21 protein-coding genes are annotated in these 22,423 nt (G+C 64.9%); 7 read left to right on the top strand and 14 right to left on the bottom strand.

The annotated features are described in order from the left end of the window. The first annotated feature begins 287 nt into the window (after nucleotides 1–287). From B0E51_RS09175 to B0E51_RS09155, 5 genes are all read left to right on the top strand, one after another. Nucleotides 288–1,673, top strand: coding sequence for a TolC family protein (locus tag B0E51_RS09175; RefSeq protein ID WP_168172612.1), 1,386 nt, complete (start codon nucleotides 288–290; stop codon nucleotides 1,671–1,673). Next, nucleotides 1,670–2,725 (top strand): efflux RND transporter periplasmic adaptor subunit, encoded by a 1,056-nt coding sequence (locus B0E51_RS09170; RefSeq protein ID WP_077444587.1) that lies wholly within the window; start codon nucleotides 1,670–1,672, stop codon nucleotides 2,723–2,725. Before B0E51_RS09175 ends, B0E51_RS09170 begins: the two co-directional genes overlap by 4 nt. Beyond that, the gene (locus tag B0E51_RS09165) at nucleotides 2,722–5,772 is read left to right on the top strand and encodes an efflux RND transporter permease subunit (RefSeq protein ID WP_077444586.1); all 3,051 of its coding nucleotides are present in this window, start codon (nucleotides 2,722–2,724) and stop codon (nucleotides 5,770–5,772) included. Before B0E51_RS09170 ends, B0E51_RS09165 begins: the two co-directional genes overlap by 4 nt. Nucleotides 5,773–5,921: 149 nt before the next feature. Continuing rightward, nucleotides 5,922–6,623, top strand: coding sequence for an MtnX-like HAD-IB family phosphatase (locus B0E51_RS09160; protein ID WP_077444585.1), 702 nt, complete (start codon nucleotides 5,922–5,924; stop codon nucleotides 6,621–6,623). A gap of 56 nt (nucleotides 6,624–6,679) precedes the next feature. Next, nucleotides 6,680–8,080 carry an aminotransferase class III-fold pyridoxal phosphate-dependent enzyme gene (locus B0E51_RS09155; protein ID WP_077444584.1) on the top strand — a complete coding sequence of 467 codons (1,401 nt, stop codon included), beginning with the start codon at nucleotides 6,680–6,682 and terminating at the stop codon, nucleotides 8,078–8,080. 83 nt (nucleotides 8,081–8,163) lie between these two features. Here B0E51_RS09155 and B0E51_RS09150 read toward each other — a convergent pair whose 3' ends face one another. Then, nucleotides 8,164–9,396 (bottom strand): beta-ketoacyl-[acyl-carrier-protein] synthase family protein, encoded by a 1,233-nt coding sequence (locus B0E51_RS09150; RefSeq protein ID WP_077444583.1) that lies wholly within the window; start codon nucleotides 9,394–9,396, stop codon nucleotides 8,164–8,166. After that, complete coding sequence (locus tag B0E51_RS09145; protein ID WP_077444582.1) at nucleotides 9,396–9,668, bottom strand: phosphopantetheine-binding protein; 273 nt, start codon at nucleotides 9,666–9,668, stop codon at nucleotides 9,396–9,398. Before B0E51_RS09145 ends, B0E51_RS09150 begins: the two co-directional genes overlap by 1 nt. Before the next feature lie 65 nt (nucleotides 9,669–9,733). On the opposite strand from B0E51_RS09145, the gene B0E51_RS09140 reads away from it, so the two are divergent. Then, on the top strand, nucleotides 9,734–10,804 hold the full coding sequence (locus tag B0E51_RS09140; RefSeq protein WP_077444581.1) for a GNAT family N-acetyltransferase: 1,071 nt from the start codon (nucleotides 9,734–9,736) through the stop codon (nucleotides 10,802–10,804). Beyond that, on the top strand, nucleotides 10,797–11,678 hold the full coding sequence (locus tag B0E51_RS09135; RefSeq protein WP_077444580.1) for an arginase family protein: 882 nt from the start codon (nucleotides 10,797–10,799) through the stop codon (nucleotides 11,676–11,678). The genes B0E51_RS09140 and B0E51_RS09135 overlap by 8 nt, the downstream gene beginning before the upstream one ends. Nucleotides 11,679–11,681: 3 nt before the next feature. Here B0E51_RS09135 and B0E51_RS09130 read toward each other — a convergent pair whose 3' ends face one another. The 12 genes from B0E51_RS09130 to B0E51_RS09075 all read right to left on the bottom strand — a co-directional run bounded on the left by B0E51_RS09130 (nucleotide 11,682) and on the right by B0E51_RS09075 (nucleotide 22,407). Continuing rightward, nucleotides 11,682–12,893 carry a DegT/DnrJ/EryC1/StrS family aminotransferase gene (locus B0E51_RS09130; protein WP_077444579.1) on the bottom strand — a complete coding sequence of 404 codons (1,212 nt, stop codon included), beginning with the start codon at nucleotides 12,891–12,893 and terminating at the stop codon, nucleotides 11,682–11,684. A gap of 20 nt (nucleotides 12,894–12,913) precedes the next feature. Beyond that, nucleotides 12,914–13,321, bottom strand: a complete 408-nt coding sequence (locus B0E51_RS09125; RefSeq protein ID WP_077444578.1) for an EamA family transporter — start codon at nucleotides 13,319–13,321, stop codon at nucleotides 12,914–12,916. Beyond that, on the bottom strand, nucleotides 13,318–13,698 hold the full coding sequence (locus B0E51_RS09120; RefSeq protein ID WP_077444577.1) for an EamA family transporter: 381 nt from the start codon (nucleotides 13,696–13,698) through the stop codon (nucleotides 13,318–13,320). Before B0E51_RS09120 ends, B0E51_RS09125 begins: the two co-directional genes overlap by 4 nt. Beyond that, nucleotides 13,698–14,534 carry an alpha/beta fold hydrolase gene (locus B0E51_RS09115; RefSeq protein ID WP_077444576.1) on the bottom strand — a complete coding sequence of 279 codons (837 nt, stop codon included), beginning with the start codon at nucleotides 14,532–14,534 and terminating at the stop codon, nucleotides 13,698–13,700. The genes B0E51_RS09120 and B0E51_RS09115 overlap by 1 nt, the downstream gene beginning before the upstream one ends. An 83-nt stretch (nucleotides 14,535–14,617) precedes the next feature. Beyond that, complete coding sequence (locus tag B0E51_RS09110) at nucleotides 14,618–15,589, bottom strand: HlyD family efflux transporter periplasmic adaptor subunit (RefSeq protein WP_077444575.1); 972 nt, start codon at nucleotides 15,587–15,589, stop codon at nucleotides 14,618–14,620. Next, a complete protein-coding gene (locus B0E51_RS09105; protein ID WP_077444574.1) occupies nucleotides 15,586–16,338 on the bottom strand; it encodes an ABC transporter ATP-binding protein in 753 nt (250 codons plus the stop codon). Before B0E51_RS09105 ends, B0E51_RS09110 begins: the two co-directional genes overlap by 4 nt. A gap of 5 nt (nucleotides 16,339–16,343) precedes the next feature. Beyond that, the gene (locus B0E51_RS09100; RefSeq protein ID WP_077444573.1) at nucleotides 16,344–17,474 is read right to left on the bottom strand and encodes an ABC transporter permease; all 1,131 of its coding nucleotides are present in this window, start codon (nucleotides 17,472–17,474) and stop codon (nucleotides 16,344–16,346) included. After that, nucleotides 17,474–18,940, bottom strand: coding sequence for a TolC family protein (locus tag B0E51_RS09095; RefSeq protein WP_254424475.1), 1,467 nt, complete (start codon nucleotides 18,938–18,940; stop codon nucleotides 17,474–17,476). Before B0E51_RS09095 ends, B0E51_RS09100 begins: the two co-directional genes overlap by 1 nt. Nucleotides 18,941–19,119: 179 nt before the next feature. Next, nucleotides 19,120–20,520, bottom strand: coding sequence for a sensor histidine kinase (locus tag B0E51_RS09090; RefSeq protein ID WP_077444571.1), 1,401 nt, complete (start codon nucleotides 20,518–20,520; stop codon nucleotides 19,120–19,122). Further along, nucleotides 20,517–21,206, bottom strand: coding sequence for a response regulator (locus tag B0E51_RS09085; protein WP_077444570.1), 690 nt, complete (start codon nucleotides 21,204–21,206; stop codon nucleotides 20,517–20,519). The genes B0E51_RS09090 and B0E51_RS09085 overlap by 4 nt, the downstream gene beginning before the upstream one ends. Before the next feature lie 182 nt (nucleotides 21,207–21,388). Continuing rightward, the gene (locus B0E51_RS09080) at nucleotides 21,389–21,928 is read right to left on the bottom strand and encodes a GNAT family N-acetyltransferase (protein ID WP_077444569.1); all 540 of its coding nucleotides are present in this window, start codon (nucleotides 21,926–21,928) and stop codon (nucleotides 21,389–21,391) included. 5 nt (nucleotides 21,929–21,933) lie between these two features. After that, nucleotides 21,934–22,407: an SET domain-containing protein gene (locus B0E51_RS09075; RefSeq protein WP_077444568.1), complete on the bottom strand. Its 474-nt coding sequence runs from the start codon at nucleotides 22,405–22,407 to the stop codon at nucleotides 21,934–21,936. Nucleotides 22,408–22,423: the final 16 nt, after the last annotated feature.

Genomic DNA, 22,423 nt, shown 5'->3' with positions numbered 1-22,423 from the left:
GGGCGGATGCCTTGGCTTGGCCAGCATGCAGACGGCGGCTTATGCGCGCCTTAGGTAGAGTTTGAATTGCCCGTCATTCCAGCGAAAGCTGGAATCCAGCGTCTTCCGTGACCTGCAATGGCACTGGATCCCAGCTTTCGCTGGGATGACGGGCTAAAGGCTTACTCAGACCATTCTTGGATCGGCGGGTTCTGTCCGGATGCTTCGCGTAAGCTTTCGGCAAAGTAGCTGCTAAGGCAGGCTTGTTAGTCTCCACTGCTGTAATGCGAGACATCTTGGAGCCCGGTTTGTCGCTATCTGCCCGTTCAATCACCCGTGGCCTGGAGTTGGGCGGCGTCGCATCGCGAAAGCTCGCGACGCGACTTGGCCTGTGGTCGGCCGGTGTATTGCTGAACGGCTGCGCAACCTACCATGCGCTGCCCTTGCCAGGACCTGGCAAGTTGCCGGATCAGCTGTCCGAATTGCATGGCGCACCGGCAGCCAGAACGACACTGGATATCACGACAATCGAACGGCTGGTGTTGCTCAACAATCCCGATCTGCGCCGTGCCCGCGCGGAGCACAAGGTGGCGCAGGCGCAGATGCTCCAAGCCGGGCTGCTACCCAACCCGGCGCTCAATGGCAGTCTGGGTTATCTGATCTCGGGCGTGGGTGATTCCACGGCGTGGACGGCGGGTATCAGTGAGGACATCAGGGCCTTGGTGACCCTGGCGCCACGCCGTGCAGCCGCGAAGGCGGCAGCGGCACAGGTCGATGCCAGCCTGTTGTGGCAGGAATGGCTGACCGTGGGTCAGGCCAGGTTGCTGGTGGTCGATCTGGTCGAAGGCGAACAGTTGGCCACAGTGCAGCGGCACAGCCTCGATTTGCTGCAGCAGCGTAGCGACCGCATGCGACAGAGCGTGACGGATGGCAACCACGATCTGGCCACCGCTGCACCCGATCTGGCGGCAGCAGCCGACGCACAGGCAGCGTCGGACGATCTGCAGCGTCGCCTGCTGGGTCAACGACATGCGCTGAACGCGCTGCTGGGCCTGGCGCCCGATGCCGTCGTGCTGCTGCCGACGCGACTTGATCTGCCTGCGCCCGATATGACGGAGATCCGCCAGCAGATGGAAACCCTCCCGCGCCGGCGTCCCGACCTGGTGGCGCTGCAGCTTGGCTACCAGGCGCAGGAGGCGACCTTGCGCGCTGCGGTACTGGCACAGTTCCCGACCTTGTCGTTCGGCTACAGCGCCTCGCAGGACAACAGCCGGGTGCGCAACGGCGGCCCGGCAATCAGCTTCGAGCTGCCGATCTTCGACCGCAACCAGGGCAATATTGCGATCGCCAGGGCCACGCGCCAGCAACTGCATGACGAATACCGCGACCGCCTGAATGCTGCGCATGGCGAGATCGACGCCCTGCTGGCCGAGCAGGTGCAGGCGCGTGCGCAACTGGCAGCCTTGCAGCCGCCACTGCGTGGGGCCACGAATGATGTCGCGCACGCCGAGCACGCCTGGCAAGCCGGCTTGATCGATCTGCGCGGCTACGTCGATCTCGTGGCGGCGGCACAGTCACGGCAATCGGCAGCGATCGCGCTGGAAAAGGCCGTGCTCGAGCAACAGGTGGCCATCGACACCCTGGTCGGTGCCGGCATGCCTGCCTCCCTTCCCCAGGATGTCATCGCACCATGAGCATGTATCTGCGCTTTTTCGCGCCCGTGACCCTGGCCTGCCTGCTTGCTGCATGCGCGGGCGGGCAGGGCGATGCTGCCGAGCAGGGTGACAAGGTCAGCGCCCTGGTCACCACGCAGCCAACCCGTCATGGCAGTCTGCCCGAGATCGTGAGCGCGTACGGCACGGCGGCGCCAGCGCTCGACGCAGCCACCACCCTCAGCGTGCAGGCAGAAGGATCGGTAGAGCACTTCGAGGTTGCCGCCGGTGCCGTCGTCAAGCGTGGCCAGCCGCTGTTGAGTTTTGCACTGGCACCTGCCGTCGTGGCGACCTACCGGCAGGCGCAGACGGCATGGGAGCTGGCGCGCACCCAACGTGTCCACACAGAACAGTTGCTGAGCCAGCAACTGGCTACGCGCGACCAGCTGGCGCAAGCCGACAAGGCGCTGAGCGATGCGCGTTCGACCCTCGATGCCTTGCGCAAGCAGCAGGGTGACGAAGCGGTATTCATGCTGCGAGCGCCTTATGACGGCATCGTCAGCACGGTCGTGGCGAATCAGGGTGACGTGCTGCAGGCCGGTGCTCCGCTGCTCGCGATGGCGCGCGGCGATGGTGTCGTGGTCAGTGTCGGGATCGAGCCGGATGCTGCCCATCCGGTCAGCGTTGGCGATCGCGCGAACCTGGTCCCGCTGGGATCGGGGGCTACGGTGAGTGGCGTGGTGAAGCGCGTCGCCGGCATGCTCGATGCGCATACCCACCTGCTCGACGCCGACATCGTGCCGACTGGCGCGGTCGTCGTGGGCGCGGGTTATCGCGCTGATATCGCCATCGGGCAATGGCAGGGCTGGCTGGTGCCGCGTGATGCGCTGGTCGGCGACGGTGATGCCTGGCAAGTATTCCAGGTCGCCGATGGCAAGGCAGTGAAGGTGGCAGTCAGGATCGTCGGCGAGTCCGATACCGTCACCGTGGTGTCCGGCGAACTCGATCCGCAGCGCCCGCTGGTGGTGGTGGGCAACACCCAGCTGGACGATGGCATGGCGGTGCACAGCGCCACGGCGGAGCCGGCGAAGTGAGTTATTCGACATGGCTGGCCCGGCACGTGCGCACCATGGCCGTGGTGGCGCTGGCGCTTACTCTTGCCGGCCTGATCAGTGCGATCTCGTTGCCGGTGGGCTTGTTTCCGCAGGTCTCGTTTCCACGCGTGGTAGTCGATCTTGACGCCGGCGACCGTCCGGCCGACCAGACTGCGCTGATGGTGACGCGGCCGGTGGAGGAGGCGATCCGCACGGTGCCCGGCGTGGTCGGTCTGCGTTCGGAGACCACGCGTGGCTCGGCGCAGATCTCGATTGATTTCGGGTGGGGGCGCGACATGACCGCTTCCACCCTGCTGGTCGATTCGGCGATCGCGCGCGCGCTGCCCAGCCTGCCGACCGGCAGTACCTACGACGTGCGGCGGATGGACCCGACCGTGTTTCCGATCATCTCGTATGCATTGCGGTCCGACACGCTGTCGCCGGTGGCCCTGCGCGATGTCGCGCAGTATCAGATCGTGCCGCTGCTGGCCTCGGTGCCAGGGCTGGCCCGGGTTGACGTGCAAGGTGGCGAAACCGCGGAGTTGCAGGTCGAGGCCGATCCGCAGCGGTTGGCCCAGCATGGTCTGGCGCTCAGCGATCTGGCTGCAGCAGTAGCCAGCGCCAACACGCTGCAGGCGGTTGGCCGCGTGCAGGATCACAACAAGCTCTACCTGGTGGTGGCCGATCATTCGCTGCACGGCATCGACGCGATCCGCAACGTGGTGGTGAAGAGCGATGCGAAGGGCTGGCTGAAGTTGTCGGATGTCGCGACTGTGCACACCGGCTACGTGCCGCAATGGATCAAGGTCTCCGAGGATGGCCGTCCGGCCGTACTGTTCAATGTCTACGAACAGCCCGACGGCAATGCGGTGCACATCGCGCAGCAGGTACGCGCCCGGCTGGCCGGTTTTCATTTGCCGGCCGGAGTGAAGATCCGAAACTGGTACGACCAGAGCGAGCTGGTCACGCAATCCGCCGCCAGCGTGCGCGATGCAGTGATCATCGGCCTGTTGCTGGCGGCGGCGGTGATGCTGCTGTTCCTGCGCAGCCTGCGCGTGACGCTGATCACCATGCTGGTGGTGCCGGCCACGCTCGCCGTGACGGTGCTGCTGCTGCGCGTGATGGGGATGAGCTTCAACATCATGACGCTGGGCGGCATCGCCGCGGCGGTGGGGCTGGTGATCGACGACGTCATCGTGATGGTCGAACACATCGCGCGTCGTGCCGGCGCCGTGCATGCGGACGCTCGTGGTGCGACAGGAGCGGACGCGGTGCTGCCGGCGGCGCGCGAATTCATGTTGCCGCTGTCCGGCTCCAGCCTGGCCACGCTGATCGTGTTCATCCCGCTGGGTTTCCTCGACGGTGTCACCGGCGCGTTCTCGAAGGCGCTGTCGGTCACCATGGCCTGCGCGTTGGTCGTGTCGTGGCTGATGACCGCGTTGATCGTGCCGCTGATGGCACGGCAGCTGGTCGACTTCACGCGCTGGCATGACCCCGAATCGGATCGCGGCAGCCTGCTGCGTCGTGTCCATGCGCCGCTTTACGATGGCTTGTCACGTCGGCCGCTGTGGCTGATCGTGGTGCTGCTGCCCTTGCTGGTGCTCGGCTACGTGGCCTATCAGCGCGTGGCGACCGGTTTCATGCCGGCGGTGGACGAAAGCGGCTTCGTGATGGACTACTACACCGCGCCGGGTACCTCGCTGCCGGAAACCTCACGCCAGGTGGGTGAGATCGAGCAGATCCTGCGTGCGACGCCGGAGGTGGATACCTTTTCGCGCCGGCTGGGCACTGGCCTGGGCGGCGATCTGGGACAGTCCTACCACGGCGATTTCTTCGTGCGCCTGAAACCGGACCACGCCCGCGCCACCGACGAGGTGATGAGTGACGTGCGCAGCCGGATCGAGAGCAGCGTGCCCGGCGTGGACATCGAGCTGGCGCAGCTGATGGAGGATCTGATCGGCGATCTCACCGCGGTGCCGGAACCAATCGAGATCAAGCTCTACGGTGCCGATCCGGATCGGCTCGACGCGCAGGCGCGGAAGGTGGCGAAGGCGATCGCGGACATTCCCGGCGTGGTCGACATCAAGGATGGCGTGCAGCTGGCGGGCGACGCGCTGGACGTGCGGGTCGACGTGGACAAGGCGGCGTTCGAGGGGGTGACGGCCGATGCGGTGACCCAGGCAGTCGACCAGGCCATGTCGGGCGTTGTCGCCACGCAATTGCCCCAGGTCAGCAAGAGCGTCGGTGTGCGTGTATGGATGCCTGGCGCGACGCAGTGGCGGATTCCGCAACTGGCACGCTTGCCGATCCGTGCCCCCGATGGGCACGTATTTCCGCTGCAACGGGTGGCGAGCATCGTGCCGGTGAGCGGCCAGCCGCAGATCTCGCGCGAGGACCTGCAACCGATGGTGGCAGTGACGGCACGTATCGACGGACGCGGCATCGGTGCCGGCATCGCCGACGTGAAGAAACGGCTGGCGCAGCCGGGCATGCTCGATCCGGGCGTGCGTTACGAGCTGGGCGGCCTGTATCAGCAGCAGCAGATCGCCTTCGTCGGCCTGGGCAAGGTGTTTGCCGCGGCGCTCGTAGCCGAATTCATCCTGCTGATGTTCCTGTATCGCCGCCTGTGGCTGGCGACCATCGTGATCGGCTGTTCGCTGTTTTCCTCGACGGCCGTATTCATCGCGCTATGGCTGAGCGGCGTCGACCTGAACATCACGGCGATGATGGGCATGACCATGGTCATCGGCATCGCCACCGAGATGGCGATCTTCTATGTGTCCGAGTACGTGGCCGTGGCCGAAAGCATGGAGCCGCACGCCGCGCTGCGCGTGGCCAGCCAGAATCGCCTGCGCCCGATCACCATGACCGCGCTCGCCGCGATCCTCACCCTGCTGCCACTGGCGCTGGCGATCGGCCAGGGTTCGGGCATCCAGCAGCCGCTGGCCATCGCCATCATCGCCGGGCTGGTGTTGCAGTACCCGGTGGTGCTGCTGGTGATGCCGATACTGATTGGCCTGACCCTGCGGCGTCCGGGCGCGGCCTGATGCCATCCGTTCACGCTGGCGTGAATCTGTGGCGGATCGCATGCGGAGGGTCGACGAATCCGGTTTGGCCGGAGTCGGGCAAGGGAAAGGGCGCCGAAAGGCAGCGTTTCTACCCTATGCAGTATCGTTATTAGTGCGAGCTCCCCCTGATGTCCGTGTCTGGCTGGACCATCCTCTGTGATTTCGACGGCACCATCTCCGTCGAAGACGTGATCGACTCCCTGCTTGACCGTTTCGGCCGTCCCGGTTGGGAAGTGCTGGAGCAGGACTGGCGCGCCGGCCGCATTGGTTCGCGCGAATGCATGTCCGGCCAGGTCGACCTGCTGCAGATGACCCGCACGGAGCTTGATACGCACCTGGCCGGGTTGTGGATCGACCACGCGTTTCCGGGCTTCGTGGCGAAGGCGCGCGAACTGAACGTGCCGATCCGCATCGTCAGCGACGGTCTCGACTACGCGATCCACCAGATTCTCGGGCGTTATGGCCTGGACAACCTGCCGCTGGCAGCGAACCACCTGTCGCCGGCGCAGCCGCCGAAGCAGTGGCAGCTGACCTCACCGTTCCAGGCAGACGGTTGCCGCAGCGGTACCTGCAAGTGCGCTTGCGTGGCGCAGGCACGCCAGACCGGTGCGAAGACCTTGCTGATCGGCGACGGCGCTTCGGATTTCTGCGCGGCCGACCGCGTCGACTTCGTGTTCGCCAAGCATCGCCTGATCGAGCATTGCCGCACTACCGGCATCGACTACGTGCCGATCACCGGCTTCGAGGATGCGCTGGAGTTCCTGCCGAAGCTGCTTGACGGCAGCCTGGTCAGCCATTGGCATCATGAGCATGCGCCCGCGCTTGCCTGATCACGCGGTGCATTGTTTCTCTTTCTGACACCCCGAATCATTCCGGATCTTTCCCCATGAAAATCGACAAGACCGCCGCCGGCTTCATCGACGACGCGCAGCTGCTCGCCGACGAGGCGAAGTACAGTTCGTTCGGCGACACCGTGCATTACGTGGACCCGCCGAAGATCTTCCGTCACGGCGAAGGCAGCTACATGTTCGACACCGCCGGCACGCCGTTCCTCGATCTGCAGATGTGGTACTCGGCCGTGAACTTCGGTTACGGCAACCAGCGCCTAAACAACGTGCTGAAGGATCAGATCGATCGCCTGCCGCAGGTCGCGAGCCAGTACCTGCACCAGACCCGCATCGAGCTGGCCAAGACGGTGGCGCTGGACGCGAAGAAGAAGTTCGGCCTCGACGGCCGCGTGCACTTCAACGTCGGTGGTGCGCAGGCGATCGAGGATTCGCTGAAGATCGTGCGCAACGCCAGCAACGGCAAGAGCCTGATGTTCGCGTTCGAGGGCGGTTATCACGGCCGCACGCTGGGCGCGTCGTCGATCACCTCGAGCTATCGTTATCGCCGTCGCTTCGGCCATTTCGGCGAACGCGCGATGTTCCTGCCGTTCCCGTATCCGTTCCGTCGCCCGAAGGGCATGACGCCGGAAGAGTATTCCGACAGCTGCGTGCGCCAGTTCGAGCGCCTGTTCGAGACCGAATACAACGGCGTGTGGGACCCGAAGACGAACCAGTGCGAATACGCCGCGTTCTACGTCGAGCCGATCCAGGGCACCGGTGGTTACGTGATCCCGCCACCGGGCTTCTTCAAGGGGTTGAAGAAGGTGCTCGACAAGTACGGCATCCTGATGGTGTCCGACGAAATCCAGATGGGTTTCTGGCGTACCGGCAAGCTGTGGTCGATCGAGAATTTCGGTGTGACGCCGGACATCGTGGTGTTTGGCAAGGCGCTGACCAATGGCCTGAATCCGCTGTCCGGCCTGTGGGCGCGCGAAGAGCTGATCAATCCGACGGTCTTCCCGCCGGGCTCGACCCATTCCACGTTCAACTCCAACCCGCTCGGTACCGCGCTGGGTCTGGAAGTGATCAAGATGGGTTACGAGCTGGACTACGAGACCACGGTGCCGAAGAAAGGCGCGCATTTCCTCGACGGCCTGCGCGACCTGCAGAAGAAGCACAAGGAAATCGGCGATGTCGACGGCCTCGGCCTCGCGCTGCGCGCCGAGATCTGCACCGACGACGGCTTCACGCCGAACAAGGAACTGCTCGACAAGATGGTCGATATCGGCCTGGCTGGCGACCTTGAGCACAACGGCAAGAAGATCGGCCTCGTGCTGGATGTGGGCGGCTGGTACAAGAACGTGATCACGTTCGCGCCGTCGCTGGACATCACGCACGAAGAAATCGATCTGGCGATTTCGCTGCTCGATCAGCTGCTGACCAAAGCCAAGAAGGGCTGATGTCGGCCGCGCGTGGACCACGCGCAAAAAGAACCCGGCGACTTGTCGCCGGGTTCTTTTGTTTGTTGCAGGGTGAAATGCCGTTACGGAGCGCGCTTGAGCGCCAGGACCGCGTTGAGTCCGCCGAACGCGAACGAGTTGCTCAGCGCGGCACGCACGGGTATCTCCCTCGCGACATTCGGCACGTAATCCAGGTCGCAGGCCGGATCGGCCTTGTCCAGGTTCGCCGTGGGCGGCACCACGCTGTCGCGCAAGGCACCGATGACGGCGACCAGTTCCAGCGCACCGGAGGCGCCCAGCGCATGGCCGTGCATCGACTTGGTCGAGGACACCGCAAGACGATCGGCATGTGCGCCGAACGCGAGGCGGATCGCCTTGGTCTCGGTGGCATCGTTGGCGAGCGTGCCGGTGCCGTGGGCGTTGATGTAGTCGACGTCCTGCGGGGCGAGGCCGGCGTCGGCCAGCGCGTGGCTCATCGCCGCGGAGGAACCTTCCGCGCTGGGCATCACGATATCGGTGGCATCCGCGGTCATGCCGCTACCGGCCAGTTCGGCCAGGATCATCGCACCGCGCGCTTGCGCATGTTCCAGCGATTCCAGCACAAAGATGCCGGCGCCCTCACCAAGCACCAGGCCGCGCCGGTTTGCACTGAACGGACGGCAGGTGTCATCGGACAGCACGCGCATGGCTTCCCACGCGCGCAAGGCACCGTACGTGATGCAGGCTTCGGTGCCTCCGGTGATGGCGACATCAGCCATGCCGTAGCGGATCATCTGTGCGGCCTGGATGATCGCGTGGTTCGCCGAGGCGCAGGCGCTGGCCACCGCATAGGTGGGACCGCGCAGGCCATAGGCGATGCTGATCTGGCTGGCCGACGCGTTCGTCATCAGGCGCACGATGGTGAGCGGATGCGCGCGCTGGGAATTCTCGGCGTACAGCCGTCGGCTCTGTTCGTCCTGGGTGGTCTCGCCGCCGACGCCGGTGCCGACCACGACGGCTGTGCGCACGCCGAGTCCGTCCTGGCGGAAGTCCAATCCGGATTGCGTAATCGCCTCGCGTGCCGCATGCAGCGCGAATTCCGAGGTGCGGTCGAGCATCGGCAAGATGCGCTCGTCGATATTCGCTGCCGGATCGAAACTCGCCGGTACTTGTGCGGCGATCTTCACGCGCAGACGTTCGGCGTCCGGATGGCGCAGCGGACCGATGCCGCTGCGGCCTTCGCGCAGACCTTGCCACAATGCCTCGGCACCGACGCCGAGCGGGCTGATCGCGCCCATGCCGGTGATCACCACGCGACGCATCGAAACGGTCGACATTACTTCGATCCTTCGCCCGCGGCAGCTTTTTCATCCAGTGCCTTCTGCACCGCGTCGACCAGGCTCTGCGCCGTGTCGCTGTCGAAGTTGGCGCCCTGCTGGTCGGGGAAGGTGATGTTGAAGTGTTCCTCGATGTCGAAGATCAGTTCGATCGCCTCCAGCGAGGCGATGCCCAGGTCCTTGAGGGTGGATTCCGGCTTGATGATCGCCACATCGATCTTGGCCTGCTTGGCGATGATGTCGAAAAGCTGTTGCTGGGTCGTATCGGTCATGAGCGGGTTCCTGGCTGTAGACGACAATCTTACATAATCACCAGTCTAGGCAAATTGGCTTACCTATGCCTTTCATCTCCCAATTGGAGCCGGATGCACTGCTGGCGCACTTCATGGCACAGCCACCGATCGGGTTCGGTGTCGAGCTGTCGCCGCAGGGCATGCCGGCTTTTGTGGCGCCGTTCGACCTGTTGACCACGGCAGACGATGCGCTGCGCCGCCGTGTGACGCGTCTGCCGCTGTATCGCCGGTGGGGGCGCCTGCTGCGCTGGCGCACGCGTTTCGCCGGTACCACGGTGTCGGAATACGCGCCGTTGCCGTCGAACGTGACGCCGGCCGCGCTGGCGCAAGGTCTCAAGACGGCGTATGGACGTGAATGCAAGCTGATGATCGTGAAGGACATCGCGCAGGATTCGCCGCTGCTCAGCGACGTCGACAACGCGTATGCGCGTGAATTCGCCGCTGCCTGTGAACGTGAAGGCTATGTGTTGCTGGAGGGCCAGGCGCTGGCGTGGGTGCCGATCGACTTCGCCTCCGGCGACGAATACCTCGCGCGGCTGTCGTCCGGACGGCGGAAGAATATCCGGCGCAAGTTGCGCTCGCGCGCCGATCTCGAGGTCGAAGCGGTGCGCACGGGCGATGCACGCTTCCATGATGAGGCAATGCTGGCGGAGTTCTATGCGCTGTTCGACAACGTGTATGCGCAGAGCGAAATCCACTTTGACCGACTGAGCGCGGCGTTCTTCCGCGAGGTACTGCAGGATGCCGGCAGCAACGGTGTGGTGTTCGTCTATCGCCATGCCGGGCAGATGATTGGCTGGAACCTCTGCTACGAGCATGGCGGCAAGCTGATCGACAAGTACGTCGGCTTTGCCTATCCGCAGGCACGCGAGCACAACCTGTATTTTGTCAGCTGGATGCATAACCTCGACTACGCGCGCGAGCGTGGCCTCAGCCATTACGTGGCCGGCTGGACCGATCCCGAGGTGAAATCCTTCCTCGGTGCCAGCATGACCTTCACGCGACATGCGGTATATGCCCGCAATCCACTGCTGCGTGCGCTGCTGCGCCGGCTCGGCAGTCATTTCGAAAGCGACCGCAACTGGCAGGCGGCCACGGAGGCCACCGATGAATAACCTCGCGAACCGACCTGTCGTACTCGACATCGACCGTTCGGTCGGGCCCTTGCCCGATCGACTGGTGCTGCCGCTGGAGCATTGGCAGGAGTCGATCCGCTTCGGCTGTTCACTGCCGACGATGCGGCGCTTCCGCGCGATGCTCGACGAACTGCTGCCGGCGGAATACGGCACCGTGTTCATGGGCAGCGGCGACTTCCATCATCTGAGCTGGCCGCTGATCGCACGCCTGCAGCCGGGTACGCCGATGCAGGTGGTCGTGCTCGACAACCATCCGGACAACATGCGCTTTCCGTTCGGCGTGCATTGCGGTTCATGGGTGCGCCGCGTCGCGATGCTGCCCACGGTCAGTCATGTGCATGTGCTCGGCATCACCTCGGCCGATATCGGCGGTGGCCATGCGTGGGAGAACTACCTGACGCCCCTGCTGCGCGGAAAGCTCACCTACTGGAATATGGGGGTGGACACGCGCTGGGCGCGCCGGCTCGGCCTGGCACACGCGTTCCGCGGCTTCGATACACCCGAGGCGATGGTCGATGCGTTCGTCGAATCGCAACGCACGCAGACCGCGCCGAGTTACCTGTCGATCGACAAGGATGCATTTGCGCCGGAAGTGGCGCATACCAACTGGGACCAAGGTCGGCTGCTCACGAATCATGCTCTGGCCATGATCGACAGCTTGCGCAACGGCATGGTCGGCAGCGATATCAACGGCGAGGTCTCGCATTACCGCTACCAGAGCTGGTGGAAGCGCAGGCTGTCGGCGATGGACGAGCAGCCCGAGATCGATCCGGCGCAGCTGGCGGGCTGGCAGGCGCAGCAGCATGCGCTCAACCTGCAATTGCTGTCGGCGATTGCGGCAGCGGCTGGCTGACACTCAGCTCAGCACGGCTTCCAGCGTGTGGCAGATCGTCTCGAAGTCGTCATCACTCACCCATGGGCTGTTGCTGATGCTCAGGCTGCGCGCCGCGAAATCGCGGGCGTGCGGCACGTCCTGCGACGGCACCACACTGGCGAGGTAGGCGTAGTCGGGCAGGGCATGGATGAACAGTCGGCTGACGCCCAGTCCGGATGACCACAACTCGGTCAGCGCAGCATCGCGGCGTTGCTGATCGGGTAGCAACAGCAGCAGAAATGGCCAGGTGCCCTGTGCGCCGGCAGGATCATCGAGTACCTCGATGCCGTCGATCCGGCGCAGCCGTGGCAGGCGGCGTTGTGCCTGCGCAGACAGCTCATCGAGAAACGCCGGCAAGCGCGCGGCGGCATGCGTGCCTACCGCCTGACGCCAGCGGCCGACGCGGTGCAGGGGAATCGCCAACGGGAAATCGTCGCCCACCGCGGCCACCGGATCGCCGCGGCGCAGGGCACGGCGCAGGGGATTGCCATAGGCCAGCCGCAGGCCACGCGGCTGGTACAGCGCAGCGTAGCCGAGCAGTTCGAGGCTGCGTTTCCACTCCCAACCGAAACGGCGGGGCACGATGCGTGCAGCGGTTCGCGCAAGATGCGCGTGCAGCTCCGGGTCGCGAGCCAGCAGCAGGCCGCCTTCGTAAATCGACAGCCCCTTGCCGGCCGCCAGACTGAAAAAAGCCATATCACCGGCCAAGCCCACGCTGCAGCCATCGCGGCGTGCACCCAAGGCCTGCGCGGCATCCTCGATCACATACGCGCCGACGTTGTTGGCGACCGCCAGCGCATCGTCGACATCGGCGACGCGGCCGGCCAGATGGGTGGGAATGATCGCCAGCGTGCGTTCATCGCAGACGGCCCGTAGCGCGACCGGATCCATGTCGTAGTGGCCGGCGCGCAGATCGCACAACTGCAATTCGAGGCCGGCTTGTTGTACAGCGATCGCCACCAGCGGACAGGTGAACGCGGGTACCACGATGCGACTGCGCTGCGGCTGCAGCTCATGCAGTGTCGTCAGCGCGATCAGCAGCGACGCGGTACCGGAGCATTCCAGTTGCAACGGCGAGGTGCCTAGTTGCGCGGCGATGTCGGCAGCCAAGGTTGCTGCGCCTGGACGCAGGTCACCCAGCCGCAGCGGCAGGCCGGCGGTAGGTGGCAGTTCGTGAGGGCGACGGGGCAGCATGCGCGCAGCTTGACCAGTGCTCAGATTTCGGCAGGAGCCGGCTCGTTCTCGGGCACGTGCTCGCGACTTTCGGCCATGCCCAGGCAGACGATGCCGGCGATGATCGCGATCGCACCCAGCACGCGGGCGGTGTTGAGGTGTTCGTCGAACAGCCAGATCGACAGCAGCATCACCGACACCACTTCGAGATGCGAAGCGGCGAACGCGGGGCCGATCGGTGCGTGTTTGAGCAGGGCCATCCAAGTGAAGAAGGCGCCGATGTAGCCGATCACGGCGCCGTAGACCCACGGCTGGCCAAACACACGCAACACCCATTCGAGGCTGGCAGCGACCGGCAGCGCCTGGGTACCTGCGTATTTGAAACTGATCTGCGCGAGGGTGTCGAAACCCATCAGCAGCAGGAACCCGATCAGGTAGAAGCGTTTCATCCGCCGACTCCCACGATCACCACGCCGAGTGTCACCAGCAGAATCCCGGTGACGCGCAGTCGGGTCAGCTTCTCGCCGAACAGGAAGCGTCCGGCGACCATGATCGCGACGATGTTGATCGAACCCAGCAGCACGCCCTCGGACAGCGGGATCAGCGACAGGAACGCGATCCACACCAGGAATTCGATCACATAGCAGCTGATGCCGAGCCACAGCCATGGCCTCGACGCCATATGCTTCCAGCGCGCGATGCCGTCACCGGCATCCTCGTCTCCGGCTGCTGCCTTGAACGCCAGCTGGCCACCGGTGTCGAGCACGATGTTGAGCAGCCACAGGCCGGCCACCAGGGAGGAAATGGAACCCGCCACCGGTGTCATCAGGCAGCGACACGCTGTATGCCGTTGCCCGCGGCAATATTGTCGAAGAATGCAGCGGAACGATCGATCAGGGTGCGACGTTCCTTGTCGATGGTAATCATGTGGTAGCTGTCCTTGAGCAGCAGCAGCTCGGCCGGAGCGCTGACTTCACGCATCACCAGTTCGGCATTCTTCAGGCTGGCCACATCGTCTTCGCTGGCGTGCGCGACCAGGCACGGCGCAGTCACCTGCGGCAGCTGGCTGCGCACTTCGGCAGCCAGGCCATACATCTCGGCCAGCGAATACCACGGGTTGCCGGGCAGGCCGGCGGCGGCGCTGTCGCCGCTGAGCATCGCGGTGCTGACCTGCGCACGCAGGCGCTCGTCGCGGATGCCGTACGGCGGCTGTTCCATGAAGCTGCGGTTGCGGCCGATGCCGAGTTTCTTCAGCAGCGGCAGCAGGAACGAGAGCCGCGCCAGCCACGGAATGCTCCAGCCGTCGTAACGGAAGGTTGCGCCATACACGCCGACACCGGCGACCTGCTGTGGCCGATCCGCGGCCAGTTTCAGCGCCAGCAGCGCGCCCATCGAGAGGCCACCGACAAAGAGATGATCGACCTTGCCGAGCATCTCGTCGGCGGCCTTTTCCACGCTGGCATACCAGTCGTGCCAGCCGGTAGCGAGCAGGTCTTCGGCGTTGCCGCAGTGGCCGGCCAGCTGCATGCCGTGCACGGTGAAGCCGGCACGGTTCAGGCCCTTGCCGAGCAGTCGCATTTCCATCGGCGTGCCGGTGAGGCCATGGATCAGCAGTACGCCGCTGCGCCCACCTTCGAAGAAGAAATCAGTTTGCTGGATCACGCGCCTGCCCTGTACTGGAGGCCGTCATCGCGTTGATCGATAACGGTCCTTGATACGCTAAAGCGTCGCAGATCGCGGTTTCTTCAGTCTTTCGAGGTGGCCTGAACCTTCGGCGCAGCGGCGCCGAAGCGCACGATCACGCGCTGGCCGATACGTAAATCTTGTGGCTGGTCAAACGCCAGCACGCACTCCACGGTGCGCGCGTTGGCGCGAATCTGCGGGTCGTTCTCCAGCGTGGCCGGCCCGTAGACATTGCCGATGCGCAGCACGTGCGCGCTCCAGCGGGCATTGTCGCGACCACCATCGGCGACCACCTCGGCCTGCATGCCGGGCTGGATCGCCCCGACGAAACTCTCATTGAGTTCGGCACGCACGATCCGCGGCTTCTGCGGCAGCAGGGTGAACAGCGGTCCGGAAGAGGGCGAGACGCTGGCGCCGGGCTGGGCCAGTACGCGCACCACTTCGGCGTCGAACGGCGAGAGGAGGCTGCGCTGCTTCAGTTCATAACGGGCTTCATCCAGTTTTTGGCTGGCCATGTCCTGCGCGGCGCGATCGGCCTGTTGTTCGGCATCGAGCTGCGCGACGGCTTCGCGTGCGTCGTCGGCGCTCTGGCCGTCGCCGGCGCCGGCGGCGACGGCGGCAGCCAGTCGCTGGGCGCGCTGCTGGGCCGCCGCCAGTTTGACGGCAAGCAGCTTCAGCTGTGCTTGGGCTTGTTCCAGCTGGGTCTGCGCGGCATCCACTGCGAGCGTTGCCGGCTCGATATCCAGCATGGCGAGCAGCTGCCCCTGCTTGATGTGGTCGCCTTCACGCACGGCGACCTTGGCGAGGGTGCCTTCGCGGGGCATCGACAGGTTCAACAGGCCACCTTCGATATCGATCCGGCCGCGTGCCACGGCGGTATATGTGGCAGCGGGCTGGGCGGTGGCGCTGCTGGGCGTATCGGCAGACTTCGAACAGGCGGCCAGCAGCCATGACATGGCTACGGCCACGCAGCCGAGGCGGATCAGTAGCGTGGCATGCGGGTGCAGTGGCGCGGGAAACAGGGGCGACTTCATGATGGGATTCCATTGTCTTGCGCGGCCGGCGTGGGTGGACGCTGGTCGCTGAGAATGCGGCCGTCCTCCATCGCCAGGACGCGGTCGGCGTGGACGACCAGACGTGGATCGTGGCTGACGCACAGCACGGTGGTGCCATGAGTGCGCGCGATCCGGTGCAGGATGTCGATGATCATCTGGCCGTTGGCGGCGTCCAGTGCGCTGGTCGGCTCGTCGGCGAACAGCAGCTCCGGCTCCTTGGCCAGCGCACGTGCGATCGCCACGCGCTGCTTCTCGCCGCCGGACAGTTCGGACGGCCGCAGGCGCATGCGATGCGCCAGGCCGACTTCCTCCAGCGATTGCTGTGCGCGGCGACGTGCTTCATTGCGTGACAGGCCCATGTGGTTCAACGGCAACTCGACCTGCTCGAACGCGCTCAGTGCGGGGAACAGGTTGAAACCCTGGAACACGAAACCGGTGTGTTGCAGGCGGAAGCGCTCCAGTGCACGCAGGTCGAGCTGGCCCAGTTCGCTGCCCAGCGCACGCACGCGACCGCTGTCGACCTTCTGCAGGCCGCTGAGAATCGCCAGCAGGGTGCTCTTGCCGCAACCGGAAGGACCGGAGATCAGGGTCAGTTCGCCGGCATCGAGGCTCAGCGTGAGGCCGTCCAGCACTTGTGTGCGCTGATGGCCGGACATGAAGGCCTTGCTGATGCCTTCGGCCAGCAGGGCCGGTGCGCGTGTCTGTGCTGCTGCAGTGGCAGTGGGCATCACGACTACCTCAGCAAGGTGGCGGGGTCGGCGCGGCGCAGGGCGCGCATGGCGGCCAATCCGGAAACGGCGGCGAGACCCATCACCAGCAGGATGCAGGCCACCGCCGCAGGTACGGTCAGTACCACCGGCACATCCTGGCTGCGTGCCAGCATCATCAGCACGATGCCGAGCAGCCCGGCGCCGAGCAGGCCCAGCGCGCCGACCCAGAACGCCTGCTCCAGCACCACCTTGCGCAAGGCGCCGACGCCGACGCCCAGCGCATTGAGCGTGGCGTATTCGCGCACCGAGCCGTTGACCGCAGCGATCAGGGTCTGGCTGGTGATCACCGCGCCGACCAGGAACACGATGCCAGCCAGGAACAGCACGCCGGCGCCGGCGCCGGTGTCGAACAGCCAGTAGCGCACCGAGATTTTCGCGAAATCCTTGGCGCTCCAGGTGGTATAGGGACCGAACGCGGTACCACCACGCAGCCGGATGGCGACCGCATCGGCCTGGGACGGATCGTGCAGTTTGGCGACCAGATAGGTCGGTCCGCTGTCAGCCGGATCCTCATCCAGCTGACGCGCGGTATCCAGCGAGCACAGCACGTTGACGCCACCCAGCGCGCGCAGGCCGCTGCTGATGCCGACCACGCGCACCTGGTGGCCGTTGATGGTGGCGGTCTGGCCGATGCCGACGCCGAGCTGGTCCAGCACCGAACGGTCGACGACGACCGCATCCGGCTCCGCCAGCCGTGCGCGCAGGTTGGCCGGCAGTGCCTTGGAGAACATCAGGCCGTCGGGGCTCGTGTCGATGCCGGAAACGAACACCGAGACGCCGCCGGTGTCGCGTGGGCCGCGCCAGTCACCGTCGACCCAGATATATGGCTCGACGCGCTGGATGGCCGGATCCATCAGGATGCGCGATTCCACGTCGGCATCGATGTTTCGGCCCGAACCCACGCTCTGGGTACCGGGATAGCCGATCCAGACATCGGCCGATGAGCCGGTGATATAGAGGCTGGTGCTGCCGAAGATGCCCAGTACCAGTGCGATCTGCAGCAGCTGCAGCAAGCCGGCGAAACCGACCGCCAGCATCGCCGGCAGAAAGCGTCGCCACTCGTAGATCAGCGTCTTGCGTGCAAGGGCCACCATCAGCGATGCACCTTGTCCGTGCTGCCCCCGGATGACGTTTCCGGTGGTGGTGTGCCCATTTCGTCAGCTGTCGGCAATGGCGCGCCGCCGAGTGCCTTGAACAACGCCACGTAAGCGAGGCTGTGCCCGGCACGGGCATCGGCCAGTTCGATCGCGGCCTGATCGGCGGCGACCTGGCTTTCGGCGCGATCGAGCGGACTGCCCAGGTGCAGGTCGACGCGTGTCTGCGTGGTCTGGTCGACGCGTTGCAGTGCTTGCCATGCGAGCAGACTCTGCTGTTCACGTTGCTGTTGTTGCTGCACGCTACCGAGCGCGGCTTCCGCTTCGGTTACACCTTGCAGAACCGCCTGCCGGTAAGCCAGCACGCTGGCTTTCAGCTCGTGATCCTTGGCGTGCTTGGCGGCCAGCCGGATACCCCAGTCGAACAGCGGGATATTGATCACCGGACCCAGTGAGTCGATGGCATTGGGGGTGCTGGGATGTTTCTTGTTGTTGTTGATATCGGTGGCCCAGTCGATCGATCCACCGAGACCGATGCTGGGAAACAGGTCGGCGTGGGCCAGTGCCTGTGCTCCGGCAGCCTGCAGCACATCCGCTTCGGCGCGGGCAATCTCGGGGCGCGTACGCACCAGGTCGGCCGGGGCGCTGTCGAGTTGCCATGCACCCAGTTCAGGTGGTGTGCCGGGTTGCAGCCATGCCGGGTCGGGGTGGTTTTGACCGAGCAGCAGGGCCAGCTGCTGCGCGGAGGCGTTGATGGCCTGCCGTGGCGCGGCCAGGGCAGCCGCGGATTGCGCAAACGACGCCTGGGCCTGGTCGACCACGTTGGGTGGCGCCAGCTGCAGATGCTGGCGTATTTGCAGCAACTGCCATTCATGCTGGCGCGTCTGGTTGATCCGGGATAACAGTTGTTCCTGTTGCTGCGCGGTGCGCAGCTCGATCCATTCGCGTACGACTTCGCCGACCAGCGACACCTGTGCGGTACGCAGGTCGGCGATACTGGCATTCAGCGCCCCATTTGCTTCGCGCCGGGTGCCGGTGGACCGTCCGAACAAACCGAATTCCCAGTTGGCGTCGAAGCCGATCAGGAAGTACGAGGCGCTCGCATCCGGATCGATCACATCGTTGGTGCTCGCGGTCAGTACCGGCAGGTAACGCGCCTGCGAGCGATCGTGCAACGCGCGTACGGCGCGCAGGCGCTCGACGGCTTGCGCCACGTCAAGATTGTTGCTCAGTGCCCGGTCGACCAGTGCATCGAGTTCGGGATCGGCGAAGGCATGCCACCACCCATGCAGGTCGGTCGCCTTGGCCGGATCCGAGGCCGCCGCATGCTGCCACTGCGCAGGCACCGGTGGAGTCAGCCTGGGCAGTGGTGCCGCACAGCCGGCAATTCCGCCAAGCAGTGCTGCGGTCAGGCAGCCACGCAGCAGACTGTCAGTGACTGCCCAGCTCATGAGTCGGGATGGCACGGTATGCATGGTTCCATGGCAATGATTGCTGTTGCAGCGCCGAGTCGGTATCCATGGCGTTCATCATGGGTTGCCACAGCGGTGTCTCCGACTATTGTGAAGGCGAAGCGGGGGATCGCAATAGGGGGCCGCGCAGATGTACAGGCAGGGTGCAGCGAGTGCTGCGGTCCGGCCGCATCTCATGCCATCGGCGGGAAGTGCACTTCGACACACAGGCCACGCTCCTCACCTGATCGGTAGACCACCTCGGCATTGTGCCGTTCGGCAATGCGCTGGACGATCGCCAGACCCAGGCCGGTGCCTTCTTCGCCGTTGGGAGTGGCGCGGAAAAATCGCTCGCTCAGGCGTGGCAGCAGTTCGGGTGGCACACCGGGACCATCATCCTCGACACTGAGGCTGACACCACCATCTGCCTGCACGTGTAAAGCAACGGTGACGGTACAGCCGCGACCGCCATAGCGCACGCTGTTGTCGATCAGATTGTCCAGCAGATCCTGCACGCTGGCAGCATCGCCGAGTATGCATAGCGTTTGCTTAGCAGCGTCCCCCTGATAGCCCAGATCCACGCCGGCGACCAGGGCATCGTGCACGCGCAGCGCCACGGCGTCGGGAATCAAACGACTCAGATCGAGTCGTGTGCATTCCTCGCTGTCAGGCCGCGAGGCTTGTGCACGGGCCAGCGACAGCAGCTGCGAGGAAGTCCGCGCGGCGCGCTGGGTCAGTCGTCGGATATGCATCAGCGCGTCGGTCACTGTTGCCGGCTGCGGATCGGCAAGGGCACGGTCGACGTGCAGACTCAGTCCGGCCAGCGGCGTGCGCAGCTGGTGCGCGGCATCGGCGATGAACCGATCATGCAGGGCCAGCATGCTGCGCAGACGGCCGAACAGTGCGTCGATGGTTCGCGTCAGTGGCTGGATTTCCTGCGGTACATCAGGGCCGTTGATCGGAGTCAGCTCATGCGTACGGGCGGCCAGCCGGGCGGTCAGCGGATCGAGCACGCGCAGACCACGGCTGACGCCAAACCAGACCAGCGACAGCACGCTTACCAGCAAGAGGGTCTGCATCACGGTCGCGAGGAACAGGATTTCCCGTGCTTGTTCGTGCCGGTCACGCAGGGTTTCGGCGACCGTTATGATGAGGCTGTCGCCCGGGTCATGGCTGGCGGCGGTGTGCACACTGGCAGCACGCAAGGCATGCTTGTCCAGCTGCGTGTTATAGAGCTTGGGCGCGACATTCAGCGCGGGTGTCTGTGACAGTTGTGGCAAGCGCCCGTTGCCGGCCAGCAGCCCATGCCTGGCGCTGATGACGCTGAAATAGCTGTGGCCAGCCGGATCGTATTCGAGCAGAAACCGCGCCTGTGGTGTCAGCGTGCTGCCGAGCTGATCGTTGCCCAGCATCTTCGCCAGCGTCAACGCATCGTCGCTGAGATCGTGGTCATGCACCTTGTTGGCATAGCCGAGGGCGACACTGTAAGTCAGCATGGCGTCCAGCAGCAGCAGTGCGGCCATGGGAATCAGCAGGAAAATCAGCAGGCGCCGACGCAGGCTGGGGCGGCGGCGATGCCTTGGAGGCGAGTTCATGCGCGATCGCTCCCGGGTTCTTCAGCTTCTTCCAGCAGATATCCCAGGCCACGGATCGTGCGCACGCCGGTGCCGCTGCCCTGCAGCTTGCGGCGCAGGCGATGGATGGCGATGTCCAGCCCGTTGTCGGTCAGTTCCTGATCCCAGTCGCACAGGGCTTCGATCAGTTGCGTGCGACTGGTGACGCGGTCGGCGCGCAAGGCTAATGCTTCCAGCAGGCCGAACTCGCGTGCGGTCAGTTCCAGCGGGGTCTGATCGATCCAGGCGCGATGTCCAGGCAGATCAAGACGCAACCGACCCAGTTGCAACTCAGGCTTGCCCTGGCTGCTGGCGCGGCGCAGCAGCGCACGCACGCGGGCCTCGAATTCGGACAGCGCAAAAGGTTTCACCAGGTAATCGTCGGCACCCAGATCGAGAACGCGGATACGTTCGGACAAGCCGTCGCGGGCGGTCACCACCAGCACCGGCAACCCGGTGCCACGGCTGCGCAGACGTCGCAACACCTCGCTGCCATCAAGCAAGGGCAAGCCAAGGTCAAGCACCAGCAGGTCGTATTCGTGATCGCGCAACGCTGCATCGGCGAGGTTGCCGCTGGCCACGTGATCCACCGCGTGACCACCGTGCCGAAGCGATCCACAAATGCCTTCAGCGATCGAGGGATCATCCTCGGCCAGTAGGATGCGCATTGAGGAACTCCTGGGGACATGGGCCGCGGAACACCAAGTATGGCGCGCGGCGTGGTCAGATGCAGGGCATTGCCCGGAGCGGGCAGAAGGTTCCTCTGGATTCTCCGGGGTTGTGCATTTCCAGACAAGCTGGTGTCTGTCGTAGTTCCGGCAGTGCGCGGGGGTCTTTATGTGTCCGCAGCTCAGGCGTAAGCGCGGCGATGCTCGCGGTGCGGCGGGTAGTAGGCGAACACGTGACTGTGGCTGCCGTAGAAATCCATGTCCTCGATGTGCTCACCGCCAAGGCGTTCGGCGACGCGATCGGAAGCTTCGTTGCCGATTCGTACCAGGCTGATCACGCGCTGGGCATGCAGCTGGTTCCAGGCAAAATCGAGAACGGCATCGCCGGCTTCGGTGGCATAGCCGTGGTGGCGGTGTTCCGGCTTCAGCATCCAGCCCAGCTCCAGGCCTGGCCAGCCGTCGGGATACATCAAGCCGGCCCGGCCGATGAACTCGCCGCTGGACTTCAGCTCCAGTGCCCACATGCCGCATCCGCGCAGCTGCCAGTGGCCCAGCAGCATCGCCAGCGAGCGCCAGGCATTGGTGCGATCCAGTGGCTGGCCATCGCCGATCCAGCGCGTGCTTTCCGGATCGGCCAGCATCGCAGCGTAATCGTTGAAGTGCCGTTCGGTCAGCGCGGTCAGGCGCAGCCGCGCCGTTTCAAGAGTTGGAATATCAAACATCACAATCAGCGGTGAGTGGCACCCAGCAGTTCGGCCAGTGCGTGAGTACTGCTGGCGAGACTCTCTTGCCAGGACAATCCGGTGATTATCTCACCTGTGACCGAATCGACAAAGTCCTCGGCGTGGCCGGGCGGCAGCAGGTGCCGGTAGTCCACCGTGATCTCGGTGCCGGGCGGTAGTTCGGTCAACGCAAACACGAAACCCAGATGCCACAGCCCGTTCGGCGTGAAGCTGTGGTTGATGTAGCACTCGTCCGGCCAGTCGGGCGACAGCGTGTAGCGGTCCTCGAACCACCGCGCGCTGGCGTGGAACTGTGCGCTGAGCTCCGGCGACGCCGTGATGTCGGCATGGCGGTAGGTGTGATTGATGCCGTCCGGTGCCGTGATAATGCGCCCTGCCGCCACGGTTTCGTCGAGAAACAGACCGTTGCCGGCGCCGTGGATGGCAGAGGCGGCGATGTGATAGCGCGGCAGGATCATGGCTGGCGTGGCGACA

This window comes from Rhodanobacter sp. C05 (assembly GCF_002001165.1).
Lineage (GTDB): Bacteria > Pseudomonadota > Gammaproteobacteria > Xanthomonadales > Rhodanobacteraceae > Rhodanobacter.
This window is presented reverse-complemented; position numbering and strand designations above follow the sequence as displayed.